We start from the raw sequence: 22483 nt of genomic DNA, 5'->3' as shown, positions 1-22483 counted from the left end.
TTTCTGCCCGCGGTGCGCGCGGTGTTGTTACGGTCTCCGTCGGCCACGCTACAGCCTCCGCGCAAGCCGCCGGTCCGAGACGGGGTGCCAGGACCGGCACGGGACGGACGCGTCATGAAACCTTCACTCCGTACTGTCGTGCAAATTCTGTGGACCGGCAGTACGTCCCCTGTAACGCTTCCGCGACGCTTCTTTCGCGTACGGTCACGGAACGGGCACCGAGCTTGACGTGTCAGTGCCCTGGGGCAGACTTGGCCGGGAATGGCGGTTTGGATCAACGCGGATCAAGGCGGATCAGCGTCGGATCAGCGACAGTCGGCGGCGCCTCAAGGGCTACGGGGGAAACGGAACATGAGCCAGGACGGCGCACAGGGCCAGTACACGGGGCGGGCGCTCGCCAATGGCCGCTATCAGCTGCGTGATCTCCTCGGCCAGGGCGGCATGGCCTCGGTGCACCTCGCGTACGACAGCGTGCTCGACCGGCAGGTCGCGATCAAGACACTTCACACCGATCTCGGCCGCGAACAGGCCTTCCGCGAGCGGTTCCGCCGCGAGGCCCAGTCCGTGGCCAAGCTCACGCACACCAACATCGTCTCGGTCTTCGACACCGGCGAGGACACCCTCGACGGCATGACGACGCCGTACATCGTCATGGAGTACGTCGAGGGCCGCCCGCTGGGCTCGGTGCTCGACGAGGACGTGCGGCAGCAGGGCGCGATGCCCGCCGACAAGGCGCTGAAGATCACCGCGGACGTACTCGCCGCGCTGGAGATCAGCCACGAGATGGGGCTGGTCCACCGGGACATCAAGCCGGGCAACGTGATGATGACCAAGCGCGGCGTGGTCAAGGTCATGGACTTCGGCATCGCCCGCGCCATGCAGTCCGGTGTGACGTCGATGACGCAGACCGGCATGGTCGTCGGCACCCCGCAGTACCTCTCGCCGGAACAGGCCCTCGGCCGCGGTGTGGACGCCCGCTCCGACCTGTACTCGGTCGGCATCATGCTGTTCCAACTGGTCACCGGGCGGCTGCCGTTCGACGCGGACTCGCCACTGGCCATCGCGTATGCGCACGTGCAGGAGGAGCCGCCGGTTCCGTCCTCGGTCAACCGCGCGCTGCCCCCGGCCGTGGACGCGCTGATCGCCCGCGCGCTGAAGAAGAACCCGAACGAGCGCTTCCCCAGCTCCGAGGCCATGCGCGACGAGTGCCTGCGTGTGGCGTCGTCCTTCCAGGCCGCCCCGCCGAGCATCGTGCCGGGCACGCAGGCCCCGAGCGGGGCGGGTGTCGGCTCGGCCGTGTTCCCGCCGGTCGACCAGGCGACCCCGGCGCCGTCGGGCCAGGTGCAGACGCCGTACCAGCCGACCCCGCCCCCGAACCCGTACGGCACGCCCGCCCCGGCGGCGCCGTCCCCGGCCTACGGCTACCCGCAGCAGGGCGGCTACCAGACGCCGTCCCCCGGCGCGTACTCCCCGCAGCAGGGTCCGTCGACCCCGCCGCCGTACAACCTCTCGCCGCAGACCGCGCAGGTCTCCGCAGGCGGCGGCAAGAGCAACAAGCCGGTGATCATCGGCTCGGTCGTGGTGTCCGTCGTCGCGGTCGGCGGTCTGGTCGCGGCCCTGCTGATGAACGGCGGCGGCGAGGACGACCAGGGCGGCGGGGGCAGCAGCGCGAGCGCGTCGGCCTCGGCGGCCAAGAAGCCGGGATACCGCGGGCCGGACACCTCGAAGACGATCGACACCGAGGAGTGCACGGAACCGCAGGAGTCGTACAACGACCCCGACAAGATCCGGATGCCCGACTTCAAGTTCAAGGACATCACCTCGGTCAAGGCCTGCCTCCAGGCGGCCGGCTGGGAGAAGAAGATCAACAAGCTGGACGAGAACACCTACGGCGACGGCGCGGTCATGAACCAGTTCCCGTCCGCCGGCACCGACGTGGACCCGAAGAACATGCCCCAGATCGAACTCGGCGTCTCCACGGGCAACCCGCCGGCCTGACCCGCCTGCGCGAAGGGCCCGGCAGCCGAGGCTGCCGGGCCCTTCGCTTGGCCGGTACGCGGACGCGTTACAGGTACGGCCCGCCCGTTCGGCCGGCTGAACGGCCGCCCGGGGGCTGCTCGTCGAGGCCGTCACCGACGCCCGGCGGGAGGGCGCGGCGCATCTGCTCCAGCTGGGCGCGGGCCGCCATCTGCTGGGCGAACAGCGTGGTCTGGATCCCGTGGAAGAGGCCCTCCAGCCAGCCGACCAGCTGCGCCTGCGCGATGCGCAGCTCCGCGTCGCTCGGGGTCGTCTCGTCCGTGAAGGGCAGGGAGAGCCGCTCCAGCTCCTCGACCAGCTCCGGGGCCAGACCGTCCTCCAGCTCCTTCACCGAGCTGGCGTGGATCTCCTTGAGCCGGACCCGGCTGGCCTCGTCCAGGGGAGCCGCGCGCACTTCTTCCAGAAGCTGCTTGATCATGCTGCCGATCCGCATGACCTTCGCGGGCTGCTCCACCTGTTCCGTGACCGGAGTCTCGCGGGAGTCCTCGTCTGCGCCGCCGCCGCTGAGCGCCATGCCGTCCTGGCCCACGACCAGGATCTGCGGGTTCTCCGGCGACCTTTCGTTCCTCGGCATCTCCATGCCGCCATTCTCTCGCACGCCTGCACCTCACCTCTGTGGTGCCCCCGCGGGAGGCTGATCCACCGTGTTGGAGGAGACGTGTGGGCCGGGCCCGAGGTTGCTCACCAACGGGTGAATCCGGCTCCCGGGTCAGGTGCGGCGGCCGGACGCGGTTCCGCCTGTCGGCCCAACCCGGAGTGCCGGACGCGTGGGGCGATGTGAGGCTGATTGCCTTGATCTGACCGAACTTGCCGATCTTGCCCTACCGGGCACGGCGGGAGGGGGTCACCCACGTGACTCCATGGCAACGCGCACTGCGGGCGACGGGACTGGTGGTCGCCCTGGGGGCGGGTGCGGTCGTCTCACCGTACGGGGCCGGCGCCTCGTACGGAGCTGTCCAGTCCGTCCGGTCGTACGAAGACCCCGGGGGAGGTGCCTTCGCCGCCCCCTCCGACCCGGGTGAGCCCTCGCGGGCCGGGAGCCGGGCCGGTGAGGGGCGACAGCGGCCGGGACGGCCGGAGGAGGAGCGGGGCGCCGGTGAGGCCACCGCCGCCCCCGAGGAGCCCCGGGAAACCGTCCCCGAACCCTCCGCCGCGACGGAGCAGCCCGTACGGGAAGCCACCGCCGCTCGCGCCGACCGCCCCGTCGGGCCGGTCCTGCGCATCCTGCCGCTGGGCAGCGGCCTGGTGCTGATCGGCCTCGGCCTCGGACTCGCCTTCTTCGCCCTGCGGCTGCGGCGGGTCTAGGACCTGCCGTCTCAGGCGCCCTGCGGGGTGATCAGCAGCACCTTGCCGATGTGGCCGCTCTCCTCCACGACCCGGTGGGCGGCGGCCGCCTCCGGCATCGGGAGCTCGCGGTCGACGACCGGGCGCAGGTGGCCGCCGGCGAACAGGGGCCAGACGTGTTCCCGCACGGCCGCGACGATGGCCGCCTTCTCCTCCAGCGGCCGGGCGCGCAGGGACGTCGCGCTGATGGCGGCGCGCTTGGCGAGCAGGGCGCCGATGTTCAGCTCGCCCTTGATGCCGCCCTGCATGCCGATGATCGCGAGCCGGCCGTTGACGGCGAGGGCCCTGACATTGCGCTCCAGGTACTTGGCGCCCATGTTGTCGAGGATGACGTCGGCACCGGCGCCGTCCGTGGCCTTCCGGACCTCCTCGACGAAGTCCTGCTCGCGGTAGTTGACCAGGATGTCTGCGCCCAGTTCGGCGCACCGGTCGAGCTTCTCCTTCGTGCCGGCCGTGACCGCCACCCGCGCGCCGACGGCCTTGGCCAGCTGGATCGCCATCGTGCCGATGCCGCTGGAGCCGCCGTGCACGAGCAGCGTCTCGCCCGGGCGCAGGTGGGCGATCATGAAGACGTTCGACCAGACGGTGCAGGTCACCTCGGGCAGGGCCGCGGCCCGCGTCAGGCCGACGCCCTCCGGCACGGGTAGCAGTTGTCCGGCCGGGACGACCACCTTCTCGGCGTAGCCGCCGCCGGAGAGCAGTGCGCACACCTCGTCGCCGGTGTTCCAGCCGGAGACGCCGGGGCCGATCTCGGCGATCCGCCCGGAGCACTCCAGGCCGGGGTAGGGGGACGCGCCGGGCGGCGGGTCGTAGAAGCCCTGCCGTTGCAGGATGTCGGCCCGGTTGACGGCACCGGCCGCCACCTCGACCAGGACCTCGCCCTCGCCGGGCACGGGATCCGGGACCTCGTCCCAGACCAGCGCCTCGGGCCCACCAGGTTCGGGAATCGTGATCGCATGCATGAAGGGGACGGTACTCCTCGGTCGCCGGGCCGACGCCCCTGCGCCCCCGCCTCCGTCTTGGGGCCGGTCCTGGCAGGCATCCGTGTGCGGGACCGATGAGTTTGCGTGACGGTGAAGGTCTCCCCATGCGTAGCCCACGTAGGCGGAAGGAACCGGCACATGAGCACGCAGACGTCCGGCATGGCGATCGAGACCGCGGGACTGGTGAAGACCTTCGGCGAGACGAGGGCGGTCGACGGAGTGGATCTCTCCGTGCCCGCGGGCACGGTCTACGGCGTCCTCGGCCCGAACGGCGCGGGCAAGACCACCACCGTGAAGATGCTCGCCACGCTGCTCCGTCCGGACGGCGGCGAGGCCCATGTCTTCGGCCACGACGTCGTCCGCGAAGCCGACGAGGTGCGCGGCCGGGTGAGCCTCACCGGCCAGTACGCGTCGGTGGACGAGGACCTCACCGGCACCGAGAACCTGGTCCTGCTGGGCCGGCTGCTCGGCCACCACAAGAAGGCCGCCCGGAACCGCGCCGCCCAGCTCCTGGAGGCCTTCGGGCTCACCGAGGCGGCCGGGAAGCAGGTCAAGCAGTACTCGGGCGGCATGCGGCGCCGCATCGACATCGCCGCGTCCATCCTCAACACCCCCGACCTGCTGTTCCTCGACGAGCCGACGACCGGCCTCGACCCGCGCAGCCGCAACCAGGTCTGGGACATCGTGCGGGCCGTCGTCGCCCAGGGCACCACCGTGCTGCTGACCACGCAGTATCTGGACGAGGCCGACCAGCTGGCGTCCCGGATCGCCGTCATCGACCGCGGCCGGGTGATCGCCGAGGGCACCAAGGGCGAGCTGAAGTCGTCCGTCGGCGCCGGATCCGTCCATCTGCGGCTGAGGGATCCGGACCGCCGGGACCTGGCGGCGGACCTGCTGCGCCGGGTCCTCGACGCGCAGGTGCAGCTGGAATCCGACCCGGTGGCCCTGACCGCCCGCCTCGGTGCGGCGGCGAGCGACGACAACGCCGCCGAGCAGGCGTCCCGCGCGCTGGGCGAGCTGGCCCGCGCCGGGATCACCGTCGACAACTTCTCACTGGGCCAGCCCAGCCTGGACGAGGTGTTCCTCGCCCTCACCGGACACGACACGCACGACTCCGGCCACGCCGACGGCTCCGACCACTCCCACGACCCGAAGGACGAGGTGGCGGCATGAGCACCGCGACGAGCACCGAGAGCAAGGAACTCGCCCCGGTCAGCGCCGAATCCCTCGCCGCGCTGCTCATCTCCAAGGAGCGTCCGCCCCGGCCCAGCGCCTGGTCGACCTCGATGACCTTCGGCTGGCGGGCGATCCTCAAGATCAAGCACGTGCCGGAGCAGCTCTTCGACGTCACGGCGTTCCCGATCATGATGGTGCTGATGTACACGTACCTGTTCGGCGGGGCGCTGGCCGGCTCGCCGAAGGAGTACATCCAGTTCCTGCTGCCGGGCATCCTCGTGATGTCGGTCGTCATGATCACGATGTACACGGGCGTCTCGGTCAACACCGACATCGAGAAGGGCGTCTTCGACCGGTTCCGCAGCCTGCCGATCTGGCGGCCCTCGACGATGGTCGGCTATCTGCTCGGCGACGCCCTGCGGTACACGATCGCGTCCGCCGTGATGCTCACCGTCGGCATCATCCTCGGCTACCGGCCGGACGGCGGAGTCGGCGGGGTGCTCGCCGGGATCGCCCTGCTGGTGCTCTTCTCGTTCGCCTTCTCGTGGATCTGGACCATGTTCGGGCTGATGCTGCGCACCGAGAAGTCGGTGATGGGCGTCAGCATGATGGTGATCTTCCCCCTCACCTTCCTGTCCAACGTCTTCGTCGACCCGAAGACCATGCCGGGCTGGCTCCAGGCCTTCGTCAACAACAGCCCCATCACCCATCTGGCGTCGGCGGTGCGCGGACTGATGGGCGGTGACTGGCCGACCGCCGAGGTCGCCTGGGCGCTGGGCTGGGCCGGCCTGTTCGTGCTGGTCTTCGGGCCGATCACGATGCGGCTCTACAACCGGAAGTAGGCGTGGGGCGTGTCCGTCCGGTGCCGTGCCGGTCAGTTGCGCGGCATGGGCGGCATCGGCCGGAAGTCGGGCGCGATCTGTGAGCCGGGCGTCGCCCGCACGATCGTGATGAGCCGGTCGGTCAGCTCCAGCGTCCCGACGGCCGGATCGTCGTAGCCGAGCACCCGGTGACCGCGTATGACGCTCACCACCAGGTCGGTGATCTCCCGCGGGGTCTTGCCCACCTCGGCCTTGACCACCGGCCGTTCGACGATGTCGAGCCCGCTGCCCTGCTGGATGAGGTCCTCCATCACCATGCCGGCGGAGGGGCTGAGCACCGACAGGCCGAGCAGACGGCCGGCGGCGCTGGCACTGGTGATGACCGCGTCGGCGCCGGACTGCTTCAGCAGGGGCGCGTTCTCCTCCTCCCGCACGGCGGCCACGATCTTCGCTCCGCGATTGAGCTGCCGGGCCGTCAGCGCCACCAGGACGGCCGTGTCGTCGCGCTGTGTCGCGATGATGATCTGGCGCGCCTTGTGCACCTCGGCCCGCTTCAGCACCTCGCTGCGGGTCGCGTCCCCGACGATGCCCGCGTACCCCTCGGCGGTCGCGGCGTCGATCACCTTGGAGCTGGGGTCGACCACGACGACCTGTTCCTTCTTCAGCCCCGTCGCACAGACGGTCCGGATCGCCGACCTGCCCTTCGTGCCGAATCCGATGACGACGGTGTGATCGCGCAAGGTGGACCTCCAGCGGGTCAGTCGCCACTCCTCCCGGGTGCGTTCGGTGAGGGCTTCGAGGGTGGTGCCGACCAGGATGATCAGGAACAGCACGCGCAGGGGCGTGACGACGAGGATGTTCGTGAGCCGGGCGGTGTCGCTGGCGGGGGTGATGTCGCCGTAGCCGGTGGTGGAGAGGGTGACGGTCGCGTAGTAGAACGCGTCGAGCAGCGTGACGCCACCGCCCCCGTTGTCGTTGTAGCCGTCACGGTCGGCGTAGACGATCAGCGCGGTCACGACGAGGACCCCCAGTGCCATGGAGAGCCGCTTGGCGACCTGGCCGATCGGGTGCTCCACCACTTTCCTCGGGAGTTTCACCCGATGGGTCACCAGGTGCTCGTCCGCCTGGCGGGCGATCGCGTCCTGGCCCGGAAGTTTCACGTGAAACACACCCCGATTCCTCCGGACGCCCAGGGCAGGTCGAGCAGTTCCGCCTCCTGCCCCGCGCGGGCACCGCCCGGGGTGACGACGGCCAGCGCGTCGGCCGCCGCGATGCCGCGCAGCATGGCCGGTCCGTTGTAGTGCAGCGGCACGGCCTGGTCACCCCGCAGAACGACCGGGATGAGCCGGGTGTCGTACGGGTGCCCGTGCACGGCGTCCCTGAGCGGCAGCGTGTACGGCTCCGGGGCCGGGCGGGCCGCGAGGGTCCGCAGCAACGGCTCGGCGAGTGTCAGCAGTCCGGAGACGGCGGCGAGCGGATTGCCCGGCAGGCCGACGAGGTGCTGGTCCTCCGTGAGGCGCGCCAGCAGCATGGGGTGGCCGGGGCGTACCTGGACGCCGTCCACGAGGAGTTCGGCACCGATGCGGCGCAGCGTGGGGTGGACGTGGTCGACGGGGCCCGCGGCGGTGCCGCCGGTGGTGACGACGACATCGGCGTCGGACGTGGTGAGCGCCCGGTGCAGGGCATCGGCGTCGTCGCGGATCCGTCGTACGGCGGTGACCTCGGCGCCGAGTGCCCGCAGCCAGGGCGGCAGCATCGGGCCGAGCGCGTCCCGGATCAGACCGTCGTGCGGCCGTCCCTCGGTGAGCAACTCGTCGCCGAGGACGAGGACTTCGGCACGAGGGCGGGGGACGGCGGTGACGGTGTCGTACCCGGCCGCCGCGGCGAGCCCGAGTACGGCCGGGGTGACGAGGGTGCCTACGGGGAGCAACTGGTCGCCGCTGCGGCACTCCTGGCCGCGCGGGCGGATCTCCTGGCCGGTGACGACGTCCCTGGTCGCGTACAGGTGGCCCTTGTCGTCGGTGCGGCCGTGCTCGCTGCGCAGAACGGCGGTGGTGTCCGGGGGGATGCGGGCGCCGGTGGCGATCCGGACGGCCTCGCCGTCGGTCAGGGGCTCGGGCGCGGCGTGCCCGGCCAGGACGCCGTCGTCCCGGACGTGCCAGGGGGCGGGCCCGGCGACCGCCCAGCCGTCCATCGCGGAGGTGTCGAAGGAGGGGAGGTCGGTGAGGGCGTCGAGCGGGGCGGCCAGGGTGAGGCCGAGGGCGGCTTCGAGCGGCACGGAGACGGGCCGGCGGCGGGTGGGCCGGGCGGTGCTCCGGGCGGCGCGTTCGGCGGTGGCCCGGGCCTCCGGCCAGGGGGTGGCGTGGTGGCGGGTGTCCGGCCGGGCAGGGGTGTCCGGCCGGCCGGAGGCGCGGCGGCTGTCCGTCTCACCTGGTTCGGCGGGGCCGGGCAGGCCGTTGCTGTTGTTCACGAGGGCGAGCACCTCCTCGACGTCGAGGTCCTCGGCGTCCTCACCGGCGCGTGTGCCGTGCGGGGTCATCCGGCGTCCGGGCGGGTGTCGGGCGTCGCGTCGGGGGCGACGTCACCGTTGCGGGGAGTGGCCCCGGGCCCGGTACCGGAGGACTGGGCCTCGGAGGCGCTCTCCTCCGCCCAGCGGACGGCGAGGGCCGCGGCCTTGCGGGCGGCCTCGGCGACCGCCTCGGGGCCGCCGCCCGCCCGTGCGGCCGCGTAGCCGACGAGGAAGGTGGTCAGCGGCGCCGCCGGCCGGTCCACACCGTGGGCGGCGTCGCGGGCGAGGTCGAGCAGGCCGCGGGTGTCGACGTCGAGCTCGATCTCGAGTTCGTCCTTGACTGCGGAAATCCATTCATCCAACACGTGCCCATGCTCCCTGATACGTGCCCTGGCGGTGGCGATGTCGTCCCAGGTGTCGCAGTCGAAGGACGCGACGGGGTCGGAGATACGGGTGAGGTCCAGCTCGGCGATGAGGCGCCGCAGCGGGAGGCCGGCGAGACCGTCGTGCCGGTCGGCGAGGAGCGCGAGCCCCTCGCGCAGCCGAGACGCGACGTAGGCGGCCACGAGTGGCTGGTCACGGCCCTCGGGGTCGGTCAGCAGCACGCCGTCGGCGGCGCTCGCCCGGAGCGTGCTCAGGAGCCGGTCGACCGTGTGCCCCTGCAGGAACGGCAGATCGGCGGAGAGCACCACGACGTGCTCCGCCGTGGTGTGCCGGAGCCCGGCGTCGAGCGCGGCGAGCGGGCCGCCGCCGGGCGGGTCCTCCTGGGCCCAGGTCACGGGCCGGGCCGTCGGCCGGGGCGCGGCGACGACGACGGTGCCGCGGGCTCCCGCGCATGCGGCGAGCACCCGGTCGAGCAGGGCCCGGCCGCCCACGCGTACACCTGGTTTGTCCGCGCCGCCGAGGCGCCGGGCGGCACCGCCGGCGAGCACGACGGCGTCGTACGCGGCGGGGTCCGGTCGCTGCGCGGGGCCGGAACCGGTGCCGGGTTGGCCCGGGAGCTCGTAGGCGGTCACACCCCGAGTATGCGTGCCCCCGCGATCACAAGGAACGCGGGGGAACCGACACGATCAGGGGCACCAGCTCGCGGGCGGAACAGGAATCACAGCGTCCGCAGCAGCACCGCCGGCTGTTCCACGCAGTCCGCCACGTAGCGCAGGAAGCCGCCCGCCGTGCCGCCGTCGCACACCCGGTGGTCGAAGGTCAGCGAGAGCTGGACGACCTGCCGCACCGCCAGCTCGCCGTCGTGCACCCACGGCTTGGGGACGATGCGGCCGACGCCGAGCATGGCCGCCTCGGGGTGGTTGATGATCGGTGTGGAGCCGTCGACGCCGAAGACGCCGTAGTTGTTCAACGTGAAGGTGCCGCCGGTGAGTTCCGCGGGCGTCAGCGTCCCGGTCCGGCCCGCCTCCGTCAGCCGGGCGAACTCCGCGGTCAGCGACTCGGCGTCGCGCGCGTGCGCGTCCCGGACGACCGGGACGACGAGGCCGCGGTCGGTCTGCGCGGCGAAGCCCAGATGCACGTGGTCGAACCGGACGACCTCCCTGGCCTCCGCGTCCACCGTGGAGTTGAGCTCGGGGAAGCGGGCGAGGGCCGCCGTGCAGATCCGGGCCAGCAGGGCGAGGAGGGAGATCTTGGGACCGCCGGCCGCGTTCATGGCCGTGCGCGCCCGCATGAGCTCCGTGGCGTCGGCGTCCACCCAGCAGGTGGCGTCCGGGATCTCGCGGCGGCTGCGCGCCAGCTTGTCGGCGACGGCGCCGCGGATGCCCTTGAGCGGGGTGCGGGTCTCGCCGTGGACCCCTGCCGCGGTCGACTGCGGCGCGGTGGGCTGCGGTGCTGTGGGCTGAGGTGCGGTCGCCGTGCCCGTCGCCTGCGGCATGGGGGCGTGCGGTTGCGCCGTCTGCGCCGCCGCACCCGCTCGGGCAGCGGCACGCAGCGCGTACTCGACGTCCGCCCGCAGGATCAGCCCGTCGGGGCCGGACCCGGTCAGCTCGCGCAGGTCGAGGCCGTTCTGCCGGGCCAGGCGGCGGACCAGGGGCGAGATCACGGGGACGGGGCCGTCCTCGGCCTCGGGGACAGCCGCCCGCCCGTTCACCGCCGCCGGGCCGTCGCCCTGCCCGCTCACCGCCCGGGAGCCCGCCGCGGACGACCCGGACACCGGCCTCTGCTGTCGCACCCTGCGTCGCCGCGCGGGCGCCTCGGACGTGCCGTATCCGACCAGGACGTTCCCGGAGCCCTCGGCCCCGGCGGTCCCGGACTCCTCGACGGCCCCGGCACCGGACGCCGGCCGCTCCCCCACCGCCACCGTGATCAGCGGCGCCCCGACGGGCAGTTCCGTGCCCTCCTCGCCGAAGCGGGCCGTGACCACACCGCCGTAGGGGCAGGGCACCTCGACCATCGCCTTGGCCGTCTCGACCTCGACGACCGGCTGGTCGATCGCGACGACGTCGCCGACCTCGACCAGCCAGCGCACGATCTCCGCCTCGGTGAGTCCCTCACCGAGGTCGGGCAGCTTGAACTCCAGCACCTGTGCCATCAGCTCTCGGCCTCCCACTGCAGACGCCCCACGGCGTCCAGGATCCGGTCCACACCGGGCAGGTGGTGGCGCTCCAGCATCGGCGGCGGATACGGGACGTCGAACCCGGCCACGCGCAGCACCGGCGCCTCCAGATGGTGGAAGCAGCGCTCCGTGACCCGGGCCGCGATCTCCCCGCCCGGGCCGCCGAAGGAGCCCGACTCGTGGACGACGACCGCGCGTCCCGTCCGCCGCACCGAGGCGCACACCGTCTCGTCGTCGAACGGCACCAGGGAGCGCAGATCGACGACTTCGAGGTCCCAGCCCTCGGCCCGGGCCGCTTCGGCCGCCTCCATGCAGACGAGTACGGACGGCCCGTACGTGATGAGCGTGGCGCTCCGGCCGGAGCGCCGCACCACCGCGCGGCCGATCGGTTCCACGGGCGTGGGCTCCTCGGGGTTCCAGGAGTCCTTCGACCAGTACAGCCGCTTCGGCTCCAGGAAGACGACCGGGTCGTCGGAGGCGATGGCGGCGCGCAGCAGACCGTAGGCGTCGGCGACGGTGGCCGGCGTGACGACATGGAGCCCCGGAGTCGCCATGTAGTACGCCTCGGAGGAGTCGCTGTGGTGCTCGACGCCGCCGATGCCGCCGCCGTAGGGGACGCGGATGGTGATCGGGAGCGGCATCGTGCCGCGGGTGCGGTTGCGCATGCGGGACACGTGCGAGATGAGCTGTTCGAACGCCGGGTAGGCGAACGCGTCGAACTGCATCTCCACGACCGGGCGCAGGCCGTACATGGCCATGCCGACGGCCGTGCCGAGGATGCCGGCCTCGGCCAGCGGGGTGTCCGTGCAGCGGTCCTCGCCGAACTCCTTGGCGAGTCCGTCGGTGACGCGGAAGACGCCGCCGAGGGTGCCGACGTCCTCGCCCATGACGTGCACGGCGGGGTCGGCGGCCATGGCGTCGCGCAGCGCGCGCGTGAGGGCCTGCGCCATGGTGGCCGGCTTGACGGCGACGGTGGTCATCGGTGCGTCCCCTCCGACTCGCTCTCGGCCTCCAGCTCGGCCCGCAACAGGTGCTGCTGCTCGCGCAGTTGGGGGGTGGGCTCGGCGTAGACGTGCGCGAACAGGTCCATGGGGTCGAGCGCCGGGTCCTGGTTCATGTGCGCGCGCAGGTCGGCGGCCATCGCCTCGGCGGCGTCCCGTGCGGCCTGCTTTCCGGCCTCGTCGAGCAGGCCGCGCGCGGTCAGCTCCCGCTCCAGCAGCTGGATCGGGTCGTGTTCGCGCCAGGTCTCGACCTCGGCGTCGCCGCGGTAGCGGGTCGCGTCGTCGGCGTTGGTGTGGGCGTCGACGCGGTAGGTGATCGCCTCGACGAGGGTGGGTCCGCCGCCCGCGCGCGCGTGCCGTACGGCGTCGCTCAGCACCTCGTGCACGGCGGCGGCGTCGTTGCCGTCGACCAGGCGGCCGGGCATGCCGTAGCCGACGGCCTTGTGGGCCAGCGACGGGGCCGCGGTCTGCTTGGCGAGCGGGACGGAGATCGCGAAGCCGTTGTTCTGGACGAGGAAGACCACCGGGGCCTGCCAGACGGCGGCGAAGTTCAGCGCCTCGTGGAAGTCGCCCTCGCTGGTGCCGCCGTCGCCGACCATGGCCAGCGCGACCACGTCGTCGCCCTTGAGGCGGGCGGCGTGGGCGAGGCCCACGGCGTGCGGCAGCTGGGTGGCGAGCGGGGTGCACAGGGGGGCGACCCGGTGCTCGTAGGGGTCGTAGCCGGTGTGCCAGTCGCCGCGCAGCAGCGTGAGCGCCTCGACGGGGTCCACACCGCGGGCCACCACGGCGAGCGTGTCGCGGTAGCTGGGGAAGAGCCAGTCCTGCTCCTCCAGCACGAGCGCGGCGGCGATCTCACAGGCCTCCTGGCCTGTGGTGGAGGGGTAGACGGCGAGGCGGCCCTGCTTGGTGAGCGCGGTGGCCTGCGCGTTGTAGCGACGCCCCCGGACCAGCTGCGCGTACAGCGTCCTCAGCAGCTCCGGGTCGGCCTTCGCGGCCGCCTCGGTGCCGAGGACGCGGTACGGCTCGGTGTCGGGCAGCAGCGGCGCGGGGTCCGTGCGGGGCTGCCAGGCGGGCGGCGGGGTCGGCCGGTACGCGCCCCGCTGCTCCATGACCGTCATGACGGCACCTCCTCGTGGGAGCGGCTTCGTGCAGGCGCGTCGGCTGTGATGCGCCTCACCTACCGATTGTTCGGTCGTCGGCACAATTTGGCTACGGGTGACCTCAGGCTGTGGACAAACGGTTCTCCACAACCTGAGATGGACGCAGTACGTCCATGGCAGGGAGGCGGGCGCAGGTGGCATCTGAACAAATGGCCGAGAGTCAGGACGACAGCGGCCTGCTGCCGCCGCCACCGCGCCCGCTGGACGCCATCGACCAGGACATCCTGCGCATGCTCCAGGCGGACGGCCGCGCCTCGATACGGTCGGTCGCCGAGCGGGTCCACGTCTCGCGCGCCAACGCCTACGCCCGCATCAACCGGCTCGTCGAGGACGGTGTCATCCGCGGCTTCGGCGCCCGCGTCAACCACGAACGGGCAGGCCAGGGGACATCCGCCTACATCACCCTGAAGATCGTGCAGAACTCCTGGCGCACGGTGCGCGAGGAGCTCAGACAACTGCCCGGTGCCTCGCACATCGCCCTGGTGGGCGGTGATTTCGACGTGCTGCTGCTGGTGCACGTGTCCGACAACCGGGCACTGCGCGAGCTGGTGCTGACCCGGCTCCAGGCGATCCCGCAGGTGCTCAGCACGCGCACGCTGCTGGTGTTCGAGGAGGAGGACCTGGAACCCCAGAGCTGAGCTCAGGCGCTCTTGCGAAGCCCTCCGAACGCCAGCTGCACCACCGCGTCGGCCACCTCGCGCTCGTTCATGCCCCGCCCGTCCGGCCGGTACCACTCGACGAGCGAGTTGATCATGCCGAAGACCAGCCGGGTCACCAGCCGCACCTCTATGTCGCCGCGCACGTCCCCGTCCGCCGCGGCGGCCTTGAGCAGGTCGGCCACCCGGTGGTCGAAGTCGCGGCGGCGCTCCAGGGCCCACCGCTCGGTGTCCGTGTTGCCGCGCACGCGCAGCAGCAGGGTCACATAGGGCAGTTCGGCTATGAGCACCTCGACCATGCGCCGTACGACGTACTCCAGGCGGTCGGAGGCACGCCCCACGCGCGCGTGCTCCTCGTCGAGGATCCCGAAGAGACCGTCCAGGGCCCGGCTCACGGCACGGCGCAGCAGCTCCTCCTTGCCGGTGACGTGGTGGTAGATCGACGACTTGGAGATGCCGGCCGCCTTGGAGAGGTGCTCCATGGAGGTGCCGTCGTAGCCGCGCTCGTTGAACACCCGGACGGCGACGGACAGCAGCGTGTCCGGGGTGTAGGTGTCGCGCTTGGCGGTGGTCATGAGGCGGTGCCCTCCCGCTTGTCGGAGGCGTGGGCGTGGCGGTACAGCGCGAGGGACGGCGCGTAACGCCCCGAGGGGTCGCGCAGGTGCAGGTCGTCCAGGAGGGCGTAGGCCCAGGAGCGGCCGAGCCGGCGGCTCCATTCGAAGGGGCCCAGGGGGTAGTTGACGCCGAGGCGCATCGCGGTGTCGATGTCCTCCTCGGTGGCCACGCCCTTGGCGACGGCGTCGTGCGCCAGGTCGATGATCCGCGCGACCGTCCGGGCGACGATCATGCCGGGGACGTCGCCGATGACGCTGACCTCCTTGCCGAGCGCCTGGAACAGGCCGATGGCCTCGGCGAGGGTCTGCGGGGAGGTGTCCTGGGAGGCGGACAGGGCGATCCGGGTGGCCTGGCGGTAGTCCAGGGCGAGGTCGAAGTAGACGACGTCCCGGAACTCCACGGAGGTCTGCCCGTCGGCGAGGGCGAGCTGGCCGCCGCTCGGCAGCACCAGGCGGGTGCCGTTGTCCTCGTCCTCGTCGCGGACCGGGATGCCCGCCTCGCGGATCAGCGCGAGCAGGGCACCGGCGGGGCCCAGGTCGCCCTCGGCGACGACGTAGGCGGGCGGCTGCCGTTTCTCGGCGGTGTCCGGCTCGGGGCGCTCGGCGCCGTCCCGGTGGTCGTACCAGCCGTGGCCGGTCTTGCGGCCCAGCCGGCCGGATTCGACCAGGCGCCGCTGGGCGAGGGACGGCGTGAAGCGCACGTCCTGGAAGAAGGACTCCCAGACCGACCGCGTGACGGACTCGTTGACGTCCTGGCCGATCAGGTCGGTCAGCTCGAACGCGCCCATCCTGAAGCCGCCCGACTCGCGCAGCACGGCGTCGATGGTGGCCGGGTCGGCGCCCTGTGCCTCGTACACCGCGAGGGCCTCGGCGTAGAAGGGCCGGGCGATGCGGTTGACGATGAAACCGGGGGTGTCCGCGCAGGCCACCGGCGTCTTGCCCCAGGCGCGGGCGGTCTCGTACGCGCGCGTGGCGTACGTGACGTCGGTGGCGAACCCGGAGACGACCTCGACCAGCGGCAGCAGCGGCGCGGGATTGAAGAAGTGCAGGCCGACGAAGCGGCCGGGGACGCGCAGGGCGCCGGCGATGGCGGTGACCGACAGGGACGAGGTGTTGGTGGCGAGCAGGCAGTCGTCGTCGACGATGCCCTCCAGCTCGCGGAACAGGTCCTGTTTGACGTCCAGGCGCTCCAGGACCGCCTCGACGACCAGGGAGCAGTCGGCGAGCTCGGCGAGGGTCTCGGCGGGCAGCAGGCGGGCGCGGGCGGCGTCCCGGTCGGCGGCGGTGAGCCGGTCCTTCTCGACGAGCCGGTCCAGGCGGGTACCGATCGCGTCGGCCGCCTCGCCCGCCCGCCCGGGGAGGGCGTCGTACAGCCGTACGGGATGGCCCGCGACCAGCGCGACCTGGGCGATTCCCTGGCCCATGGTGCCGGTGCCGACGACGGCCACGGGGCTGCTGAGGTCGAGTGCTGTCATGTGCGCGATCCTCCCGCACGGGGTTTTCCACAGATGCGGCGGACCCCCTTGAACCGACCGATCGTTCGGTTACTCTAGCTCTGTCCGAGTGTTCCTGCCCAGGTTTCTGCCCAGGTCATGAACTCGACGAGGAGTTCTTGAGACGAGGAGTTGGTCACCCATGACCGCCGCACTCTCGGCGCACGAGCTGATCGCCCGGCACCGGTCCACCCTCGACCAGGCGCTGGAAGCGATCCGCACGCGCGCGTACTGGTCCCCGCACCCCGAGCACCCCAAGGCCTACGGGGAGAACGGCAGCCTGGACGCGGCCGCGGGCAAGGCCGCCTTCGACGCCCTGCTCGGCACCCGCCTCGACCTCGGCCAGCCGGGCACGGACGACTGGGTGGGCGGCGAGACGTCCCCGTACGGCATCGACCTGGGCGTGACGTACCCGCACGCGGACCTCGACGTGCTGCTGCCCGCCATGAAGGCCGGCCAGCGGGCCTGGCGGGACGCGGGCGCGGAGCAGCGCGCGGTGGTCTGCCTGGAGATCCTCAAGCGCATCAGCGACCGGACGCACGAGTTCGCGCACGCGGTCATGCACACCTCCGGCCAGGCGTTCATGATGGCGTTCCAGGCGGGCGGGCCGCACGCGCAGGACCGCGGCCTGGAAGCGGTGGCGTACGCCTACGTGGAGCAGGTGCGCACGCCCGACACGGCGGAGTGGACCAAGCCCCAGGGCAAGCGCGACCCACTGGCCATGACCAAGCACTTCACGCCGGTCCCGCGCGGCATCGGCCTGGTCATCGGCTGCAACACCTTCCCGACGTGGAACGGCTACCCGGGCCTGTTCGCCTCCCTCGCCACCGGCAACGCGGTCCTGGTCAAGCCCCACCCGCGCGCGGTGCTGCCGCTCGCCCTCACCGTGCAGGTCGCGCGCGAGGTGCTCGCGGAGACCGGCTTCGACCCGAACCTGGTCGCGCTGGCCGCCGAGCGCCCCGGCGAGGGCATCGCCAAGACCCTCGCGCTGCGCCCCGAGATCCGGATCATCGACTACACGGGCTCGACCGCGTTCGGCGACTGGCTGGAGGCCAACGCCCGCCAGGCCCAGGTCTACACGGAGAAGGCCGGCGTCAACACGGTCGTCGTCCACTCCACGTCCGACTACAAGGGCATGCTCTCCAACCTGGCGTTCTCGCTGTCCCTCTACAGCGGCCAGATGTGCACGACCCCGCAGAACCTGCTCGTCCCGCGCGAGGGCATCTCCACGGACCAGGGCCCCAAGTCGTACGACGAGATGGTCGCCGACCTCGCCAGGGCGGTCGACGGACTGCTGGGCGACGACGCCCGGGCGAACGCGCTGCTGGGCGCGATCGTCAACCCGGACGTGAAGGCCCGGCTGGAGGCCGCGGCGGGGCTGGGCGAAGTCGCCCTCGCCTCCCGGGAGATCACCAACCCGGACTTCCCCGGTGCGGTCGTCCGTACGCCGGTGATCGTGAAGCTGGACGGGGCCAAGCCGGACGCGGAGGCCGCGTACATGAGCGAGTGCTTCGGGCCGGTCTCCTTCGCCGTGGCGGTCGACTCGGCGGCGGACGCGGCGGAACTGCTGCGGCGGACCGTCCGGGAGAAGGGGGCGATGACCGTCGGGGCGTACACGACCGACCCGGAGGTCGAGCAGGCCGTACGGGAGGTGTGCCTGGAGGAGGCGGCGCAGTTGTCGCTGAACCTCACGGGCGGGGTGTACGTGAACCAGACGGCCGCGTTCTCCGACTTCCACGGGTCGGGGGGCAACCCGGCGGCGAGTGCGGCGCTGTGCGACGGGGCGTTCGTCGCCAACCGGTTCAGGGTGGTCGAGGTGCGGCGGGAGGCCTAAGCCACCCCGCAGCTCCAGTGGTACAAGGTCATCGCCACGCTCGTCGCCAGGTTGTAGCTGCTGACCTGGGGGCGCATCGGCAGGGACAGGAAGTGGTCCGCACGCGCGCGTAGTTCCGGTGACAGGCCGGTGCGTTCGGAGCCGAAGGCGAGGACGGCGTCGTCCGGGAGTTTCACGGCCCGGATGTCGTCGCCCTCCGGGTCCAGCGCGAACAGCGGGCCGGGCGGCAGGTCGGACACCTCCAGCCGTTCCACCGCCGTCGCGAAGTGCAGCCCGGCCCCGCCGCGGACGACCGTCGGGTGCCAGGGGTCGACCGTCCCCGTCGTCACCACGCCCGTCGCCCCGAAGCCGGCGGCCAGGCGGATCACCGCGCCCGCGTTGCCCAGGTTGCGCGGGTTGTCGAGGACGACGACGGGGGCCGTGCGGGGCGTGCGCGCCAGCCTCTCGAGGTGGGACGCGCGCGAGGGCCGTACGGCCAGGGCGGCCACGGCGGTGGGGTGCGGGCGCGGGACGAACGACGCGTACGTCTCGTGCGGCACCTCCGTCAGCAGCCCGGCCAGCGCGTCCCGTACGTCCGGAGCCAGCTCGTCGGCGAGGGCGAGCGTGGCCGCCCGGTCGGCGGTGACCGCGACCGGCACCTCGGCGCCGAACCGCACGGCGTGCTTGAGGGCGTGGAAGCCGTCGAGCAGGACGGTGCTGCCGGCGAGCCGGCGCCAGACGGTGACGGGGTCGGTCATGTCCCGAAGCCTACGTGCGTCGCCTCGGGGCGCTCGTGGGCCTGCTGGTCAGGGGCCTGCGCGAGCCCGCCGCGCCGCAGCAGCCGGTCACGCGCGCGTGCCGCCCGGCCGCCCAGCCGACGCAGGAAGCCCGTCGGCAGGAACACCGCGTCCGCCGCGATCATCGCCAGCGAGAAGAACGGCAGTCCCAGCACGACGGCGATCACGGCGTGCTCGGTGATCATGACCGCCAGCAGGACGTTCTTCACCCGCCGGTTGAACAGCGTGAACGGGAAGGCGACCTGCACGAGGACCGTCCCGTAGGTCACGAGCATCACCATCGTGCCGCTGGCGGTCAGCAGGTCGGCGAGCCCGGGCCAGGGCGAGAAGTACTCCAGGTGGAGCGGGTAGTAGACCGCGGTGCCGTCCTGCCAGCGGGAGCCCTGGATCTTGTACCAGCCGGCCGTCGCGTATATCAGGCACGCCTCGGCCATGATCACGAACAGGGCGCCGTTGTGCACGATGTTCGTGACGACGTCGAGCATGATCCGCGGCTCACCGGCCTTCGCGCGGCGCCCCGTCAGCCACCACAGGGCCTGCGCCACCCACACCGTCCACAGCAGCGCCGGTATCAGCCGGTCACCCTCCATCCGGCCGGCCAGGGTCGCCCCGATCAGCACGAACCCGAGCACACCCCACAGGACCGGGCCGGTCCGGTCCGTGACCCGCTCGCCCCGCGCGTGTGCCGCCCGGGCGCGCGCGGCCCGCCGGGCGTCCAGCGACCACACCTGGGCGCAGCGCGTGAACACCAGATAGACCGACATCAGGTGCAGCACGTTGTCGCCGCCGTCGCCCATGAAGACGCTGCGGTTCTGGAGCGACAGCACGCCGACCATGAACAGCACCGACATCGTGCGGGTGCGCCAGCCCAGCATCAGCAGGGCACTGGTGAGGACCGCGAGCAGGTAGACGCTCTCGAACCAGATCCCGCCGTCCGACCACATGAGAGCGGTGAAGGCCTTGTTGGTCCCGATCAGCTGCTCGGCGAGACCCCAGCTCCAGGGCCCGTCGGGGCCGTAGAGCTCATGGCGGTGGGGGAACTCGCGCAGCAGGAAGAGCAGCCAGGTCGCGCTGAAGCCGATGCGGATCACAGCGGTCTGGTACGGGCCGAGGGCGGCCTCGGTGACCCGGGCGATACCGCGCGAGACGGCCAGGGAGAAGCGGTTCACCGCACGCCACCCCCGGCCTCGTCCGCCGGCACCGGCCACCACGGCAGCTCGCGGTAGGCCGGCGTCGTGGACACCTTCTCCCGGCTCCACTTCGGCGGGGGCACATTGCTGGTGCGGGAGCGGACCTGGACCCGCTCGATGACACCGGCGCCCCCGGTGGCGGCCCGCACGGCGTCGTCGCGGTCCAGGCGCAGCACCACGATCCGGCGCAGATAGGACTCGGAGAGCGAGCCGCGCAGGCCCACCGGGCGGTTCTCGCCGTCGTGGGTCGCGAGGAAGAAGTCCCAGGCCCGGCGCAGCTCGTTCTGCTGGGTGTGGCTGGGCAGCAGGTTGCCGTCGATGGCCCGGCCGTCCTCGGCGGACAGGTCGTACCAGCCGGTGGTCAGAGTCCCGCCCTCCCCGTCCCGGACCTCGGCGCGGACCTGGATCGAGATGTTCTGCTGGAGCGGGTTCGGCGCGAAGAGCTTCCAGTTCTGCTCGAACTCCGGATAGATCCAGTCGTCCACGGCCTTGCCGTGCTCCCGGGTGACGGTGTTCGGCGGCGCGACGTGCAGGAACGTCATCCCGAGGTGCGCACAGGCCCCGATCGCGACGACGGCGAGCGCCAGGGCGACACCGATCTGGTACCGGAGGGAGAGCGCTGCGATACCGGCGCGGGGTCCGGCTGCCGGGTCCGGCTCGGCGGGCGGGTCCGGCTCGGCGAGCCCGACGGACGGGGTGGGCGCGCCCGGCGCGGTGGGCCCGCCCGGCCCGGCAAGCCCGCCCGGCGCGGTGGGCCCGCCCGGCGCCGTCGGCACCTGGGACCCGTTCGGCCCGTGCCGGGCGTTCGAGCCTCCGTCGTACGCGTCCATCCCGCCCCGTTCCACGATCCCGGTCCGTCGCTGTCGTCCGCCCGGTCGCGAGGGCGTCGCACCGCCCGCGCACCGCTGCGCGACGTCGGCACGGGCACGGTACTCAGGCCGCCCGCCCGGGCACAGCCTCTTGTGCCGGTTCCGGCCGTGGCCGTCACCACACGGCGATCCCCCTGCTCCACAGGGGACCCCGCAGGTTGTCCACAGGGCGCTCGGGCCGGTCGCCCGCAGGAGTGACACCCTATGACGCCCGCCCGCACCCGCATTCCCTTGTTCCGGAACCCATTCCCTTCTTCTAGAACCTGTTCTATCTTGCGCCCGTCAGCTCAACGGGACCGGCCGGAGGGACAGGCACCGTGGACTTCACCTTCACCGAGGAGCAGCAGGCGGCGGCCGAGGCGGCGAAGGGCGTGTTCGCCGGGGTCGCGCCGGACGCCGTCCCCAGCCCGGCCCTCACCCCGGGCGCCGTCGCCGACACCTTCGACCGCGCCCTGTGGGCCAGGCTCGCCGACGCCGGCCTGCTGAGCCTGCTGCTGGACCCGCGCTACGGCGGCGCCGGCCTGGACGCGATCGCGCTGTGCCTGGTGCTGCGGGAGTCGGCACGCGTGCTGGCCAGGGTGCCGCTGCTGGAGAACAGCGCGGCAGCCGCCGCCGTCCAGACCTACGGCAGCGAGGAGGCGAAGGCCGCCCTGGCGGGCCGTGCGGGTCGGGGCGAGCTCGTGCTGACCGTCGCCGCGCACGGCCGCACCGGCCACGACCCGGCCGAGCAGGCCGTCACCGCACGGCGGGACGGCGGGACGTGGGTGCTGGACGGCGTCCAGACGGCGGTGCCGTGGGCGTACGACGCGGACGTCACGGTCGTCCCCGCGCACACGGAAACGGGCCGGACCGTGCTCGCCCTGGTGCCCCGCGACCAGCACGGGGCCGGCCTCGCCGAGCAGTTCTCCACGAGCGGTGAGCGGCTCGGGGAGCTGCGGCTGGAGTCGGCGCGGCTCGCCGCCCGGGACGTGATCGACGCCGACGGGGCATGGGAGTGGCTGCGGGACCTGCTGGCCACCGGGACGTGTGCGCTGGCGCTCGGGCTCGGGGAGCGCGTGCTGCGGATGACCGGGCGGTACACGAGCGAGCGGGAGCAGTTCGGCTTCCCGATCGCGACCTTCCAGGCCGTCGCCGTGCAGGCCGCCGACCGCTACATCGATCTGCGCGCGATGGAGGCCACGCTGTGGCAGGCCGCGTGGCGGATCGCCTCGGGGGCGCCGGGTGCGCTGCCCGCCGCCGGTGACGTCGCCGTCGCCAAGATCTGGGCGGCGGAGGGCGTACGCCGGGTCGTGCAGACCGCGCAGCATCTGCACGGCGGGTTCGGCGCCGACGTCGAGTACCCCCTGCACCGGTACCACGCCTGGGCCAAGCACCTGGAGCTGTCGCTCGGCCCGGCCGCGGCGCACGAGGAGGCCCTGGGCGACCTGCTGGCGGCCCACCCCCTGGCCTGACCCCACCGG

At 72.6% G+C, this 22483-nt stretch carries 20 protein-coding genes; 7 read left to right on the top strand and 13 right to left on the bottom strand.

The features are described 5' to 3' along the window. Positions 1 to 351 precede the first annotated feature (351 nt). The gene (locus QF034_RS20565) at positions 352 to 1998 is read left to right on the top strand and encodes a Stk1 family PASTA domain-containing Ser/Thr kinase (protein WP_307176333.1); all 1647 of its coding nucleotides are present in this window, start codon (positions 352 to 354) and stop codon (positions 1996 to 1998) included. A 67-nt stretch (positions 1999 to 2065) separates the two neighbouring features. Here QF034_RS20565 and QF034_RS20560 read toward each other — a convergent pair whose 3' ends face one another. After that, positions 2066 to 2617, bottom strand: coding sequence for a bacterial proteasome activator family protein (locus QF034_RS20560; protein WP_307176332.1), 552 nt, complete (start codon positions 2615 to 2617; stop codon positions 2066 to 2068). 272 nt (positions 2618 to 2889) lie between these two features. Here QF034_RS20560 and QF034_RS20555 point away from each other — a divergent pair, with 272 nt between their 5' ends. Beyond that, positions 2890 to 3342: a hypothetical protein gene (locus tag QF034_RS20555; RefSeq protein ID WP_307176331.1), complete on the top strand. Its 453-nt coding sequence runs from the start codon at positions 2890 to 2892 to the stop codon at positions 3340 to 3342. An 11-nt stretch (positions 3343 to 3353) separates the two neighbouring features. On the opposite strand, the gene QF034_RS20550 is transcribed toward QF034_RS20555, so the two are convergent. Next, positions 3354 to 4343, bottom strand: coding sequence for an NAD(P)H-quinone oxidoreductase (locus QF034_RS20550; protein ID WP_307176330.1), 990 nt, complete (start codon positions 4341 to 4343; stop codon positions 3354 to 3356). Between the two features lie 159 nt (positions 4344 to 4502). Between QF034_RS20550 and QF034_RS20545 the strand changes: the two genes are divergently transcribed. After that, positions 4503 to 5537 (top strand): ATP-binding cassette domain-containing protein, encoded by a 1035-nt coding sequence (locus QF034_RS20545; protein ID WP_307176329.1) that lies wholly within the window; start codon positions 4503 to 4505, stop codon positions 5535 to 5537. Continuing rightward, the gene (locus tag QF034_RS20540) at positions 5534 to 6382 is read left to right on the top strand and encodes an ABC transporter permease (RefSeq protein ID WP_307176328.1); all 849 of its coding nucleotides are present in this window, start codon (positions 5534 to 5536) and stop codon (positions 6380 to 6382) included. Before QF034_RS20545 ends, QF034_RS20540 begins: the two co-directional genes overlap by 4 nt. A 32-nt stretch (positions 6383 to 6414) precedes the next feature. Here QF034_RS20540 and QF034_RS20535 read toward each other — a convergent pair whose 3' ends face one another. From QF034_RS20535 to pdhA, 6 genes are all read right to left on the bottom strand, one after another. After that, complete coding sequence (locus QF034_RS20535; RefSeq protein ID WP_307176327.1) at positions 6415 to 7521, bottom strand: potassium channel family protein; 1107 nt, start codon at positions 7519 to 7521, stop codon at positions 6415 to 6417. Next, entirely contained in the window at positions 7518 to 8900 is a 1383-nt protein-coding gene (locus QF034_RS20530) for a molybdopterin molybdotransferase MoeA (RefSeq protein WP_307176326.1), read from the bottom strand. The genes QF034_RS20535 and QF034_RS20530 overlap by 4 nt, the downstream gene beginning before the upstream one ends. Next, on the bottom strand, positions 8897 to 9886 hold the full coding sequence (locus QF034_RS20525) for an NTP transferase domain-containing protein (RefSeq protein WP_307176325.1): 990 nt from the start codon (positions 9884 to 9886) through the stop codon (positions 8897 to 8899). The genes QF034_RS20530 and QF034_RS20525 overlap by 4 nt, the downstream gene beginning before the upstream one ends. Before the next feature lie 86 nt (positions 9887 to 9972). Further along, positions 9973 to 11406 carry a dihydrolipoamide acetyltransferase family protein gene (locus QF034_RS20520; RefSeq protein ID WP_307176324.1) on the bottom strand — a complete coding sequence of 478 codons (1434 nt, stop codon included), beginning with the start codon at positions 11404 to 11406 and terminating at the stop codon, positions 9973 to 9975. After that, positions 11406 to 12410, bottom strand: a complete 1005-nt coding sequence (locus QF034_RS20515; protein WP_307176323.1) for an alpha-ketoacid dehydrogenase subunit beta — start codon at positions 12408 to 12410, stop codon at positions 11406 to 11408. Before QF034_RS20515 ends, QF034_RS20520 begins: the two co-directional genes overlap by 1 nt. Then, a complete protein-coding gene (gene pdhA / locus QF034_RS20510) occupies positions 12407 to 13549 on the bottom strand; it encodes a pyruvate dehydrogenase (acetyl-transferring) E1 component subunit alpha (RefSeq protein ID WP_307176322.1) in 1143 nt (380 codons plus the stop codon). The genes QF034_RS20515 and pdhA overlap by 4 nt, the downstream gene beginning before the upstream one ends. Positions 13550 to 13740: 191 nt before the next feature. Between pdhA and QF034_RS20505 the strand changes: the two genes are divergently transcribed. Continuing rightward, on the top strand, positions 13741 to 14229 hold the full coding sequence (locus tag QF034_RS20505) for an Lrp/AsnC family transcriptional regulator (RefSeq protein ID WP_086563730.1): 489 nt from the start codon (positions 13741 to 13743) through the stop codon (positions 14227 to 14229). 2 nt (positions 14230 to 14231) lie between these two features. Here QF034_RS20505 and QF034_RS20500 read toward each other — a convergent pair whose 3' ends face one another. Both QF034_RS20500 and QF034_RS20495 read right to left on the bottom strand, forming a co-directional pair. Beyond that, positions 14232 to 14822 carry a TetR/AcrR family transcriptional regulator gene (locus QF034_RS20500; protein ID WP_307176321.1) on the bottom strand — a complete coding sequence of 197 codons (591 nt, stop codon included), beginning with the start codon at positions 14820 to 14822 and terminating at the stop codon, positions 14232 to 14234. Continuing rightward, a complete protein-coding gene (locus QF034_RS20495; protein ID WP_307176320.1) occupies positions 14819 to 16336 on the bottom strand; it encodes a 3-hydroxyacyl-CoA dehydrogenase in 1518 nt (505 codons plus the stop codon). Before QF034_RS20495 ends, QF034_RS20500 begins: the two co-directional genes overlap by 4 nt. A gap of 160 nt (positions 16337 to 16496) precedes the next feature. Between QF034_RS20495 and paaN the strand changes: the two genes are divergently transcribed. Beyond that, positions 16497 to 18188 (top strand): phenylacetic acid degradation protein PaaN, encoded by a 1692-nt coding sequence (gene paaN / locus QF034_RS20490; RefSeq protein ID WP_307176319.1) that lies wholly within the window; start codon positions 16497 to 16499, stop codon positions 18186 to 18188. On the opposite strand, the gene QF034_RS20485 is transcribed toward paaN, so the two are convergent. From QF034_RS20485 to QF034_RS20475, 3 genes are read right to left on the bottom strand one after another with little or no spacing between them, the layout of a single operon-like run. After that, positions 18185 to 18925 (bottom strand): TrmH family RNA methyltransferase, encoded by a 741-nt coding sequence (locus QF034_RS20485; protein ID WP_307176318.1) that lies wholly within the window; start codon positions 18923 to 18925, stop codon positions 18185 to 18187. The genes paaN and QF034_RS20485 overlap by 4 nt on opposite strands. Then, positions 18922 to 20133, bottom strand: coding sequence for an HTTM domain-containing protein (locus QF034_RS20480; protein ID WP_307176317.1), 1212 nt, complete (start codon positions 20131 to 20133; stop codon positions 18922 to 18924). The genes QF034_RS20485 and QF034_RS20480 overlap by 4 nt, the downstream gene beginning before the upstream one ends. Further along, complete coding sequence (locus tag QF034_RS20475) at positions 20130 to 20984, bottom strand: DUF5819 family protein (RefSeq protein WP_307176316.1); 855 nt, start codon at positions 20982 to 20984, stop codon at positions 20130 to 20132. The genes QF034_RS20480 and QF034_RS20475 overlap by 4 nt, the downstream gene beginning before the upstream one ends. Before the next feature lie 356 nt (positions 20985 to 21340). Here QF034_RS20475 and QF034_RS20470 point away from each other — a divergent pair, with 356 nt between their 5' ends. Next, complete coding sequence (locus tag QF034_RS20470; RefSeq protein WP_307176315.1) at positions 21341 to 22474, top strand: acyl-CoA dehydrogenase family protein; 1134 nt, start codon at positions 21341 to 21343, stop codon at positions 22472 to 22474. Positions 22475 to 22483 lie beyond the last annotated feature (9 nt).

It is taken from the genome of Streptomyces africanus, from assembly GCF_030816955.1.
GTDB lineage: Bacteria > Actinomycetota > Actinomycetes > Streptomycetales > Streptomycetaceae > Streptomyces > Streptomyces africanus.
The sequence above is the reverse complement of the archived record's forward strand: the minus strand, read 5'-3'. Positions and strand labels throughout refer to the sequence as shown.

Coding starts and splice junctions, on each gene's coding strand:
- QF034_RS20515 (WP_307176323.1), bottom strand. CDS start 12,410: ATGACCACCGTCGCCGTCAAGCCGGCCACCATGGCGCAGGCCCTCACG.
- QF034_RS20505 (WP_086563730.1), top strand. CDS start 13,741: ATGGCCGAGAGTCAGGACGACAGCGGCCTGCTGCCGCCGCCACCGCGC.
- QF034_RS20550 (WP_307176330.1), bottom strand. CDS start 4,343: ATGCATGCGATCACGATTCCCGAACCTGGTGGGCCCGAGGCGCTGGTC.
- QF034_RS20495 (WP_307176320.1), bottom strand. CDS start 16,336: ATGACAGCACTCGACCTCAGCAGCCCCGTGGCCGTCGTCGGCACCGGC.
- QF034_RS20475 (WP_307176316.1), bottom strand. CDS start 20,984: ATGGACGCGTACGACGGAGGCTCGAACGCCCGGCACGGGCCGAACGGG.
- paaN (WP_307176319.1), top strand. CDS start 16,497: ATGACCGCCGCACTCTCGGCGCACGAGCTGATCGCCCGGCACCGGTCC.
- QF034_RS20540 (WP_307176328.1), top strand. CDS start 5,534: ATGAGCACCGCGACGAGCACCGAGAGCAAGGAACTCGCCCCGGTCAGC.
- QF034_RS20485 (WP_307176318.1), bottom strand. CDS start 18,925: ATGACCGACCCCGTCACCGTCTGGCGCCGGCTCGCCGGCAGCACCGTC.
- QF034_RS20565 (WP_307176333.1), top strand. CDS start 352: ATGAGCCAGGACGGCGCACAGGGCCAGTACACGGGGCGGGCGCTCGCC.
- QF034_RS20500 (WP_307176321.1), bottom strand. CDS start 14,822: ATGACCACCGCCAAGCGCGACACCTACACCCCGGACACGCTGCTGTCC.
- QF034_RS20520 (WP_307176324.1), bottom strand. CDS start 11,406: ATGGCACAGGTGCTGGAGTTCAAGCTGCCCGACCTCGGTGAGGGACTC.
- QF034_RS20545 (WP_307176329.1), top strand. CDS start 4,503: ATGAGCACGCAGACGTCCGGCATGGCGATCGAGACCGCGGGACTGGTG.
- QF034_RS20530 (WP_307176326.1), bottom strand. CDS start 8,900: ATGACCCCGCACGGCACACGCGCCGGTGAGGACGCCGAGGACCTCGAC.
- pdhA (WP_307176322.1), bottom strand. CDS start 13,549: ATGACGGTCATGGAGCAGCGGGGCGCGTACCGGCCGACCCCGCCGCCC.
- QF034_RS20560 (WP_307176332.1), bottom strand. CDS start 2,617: ATGGAGATGCCGAGGAACGAAAGGTCGCCGGAGAACCCGCAGATCCTG.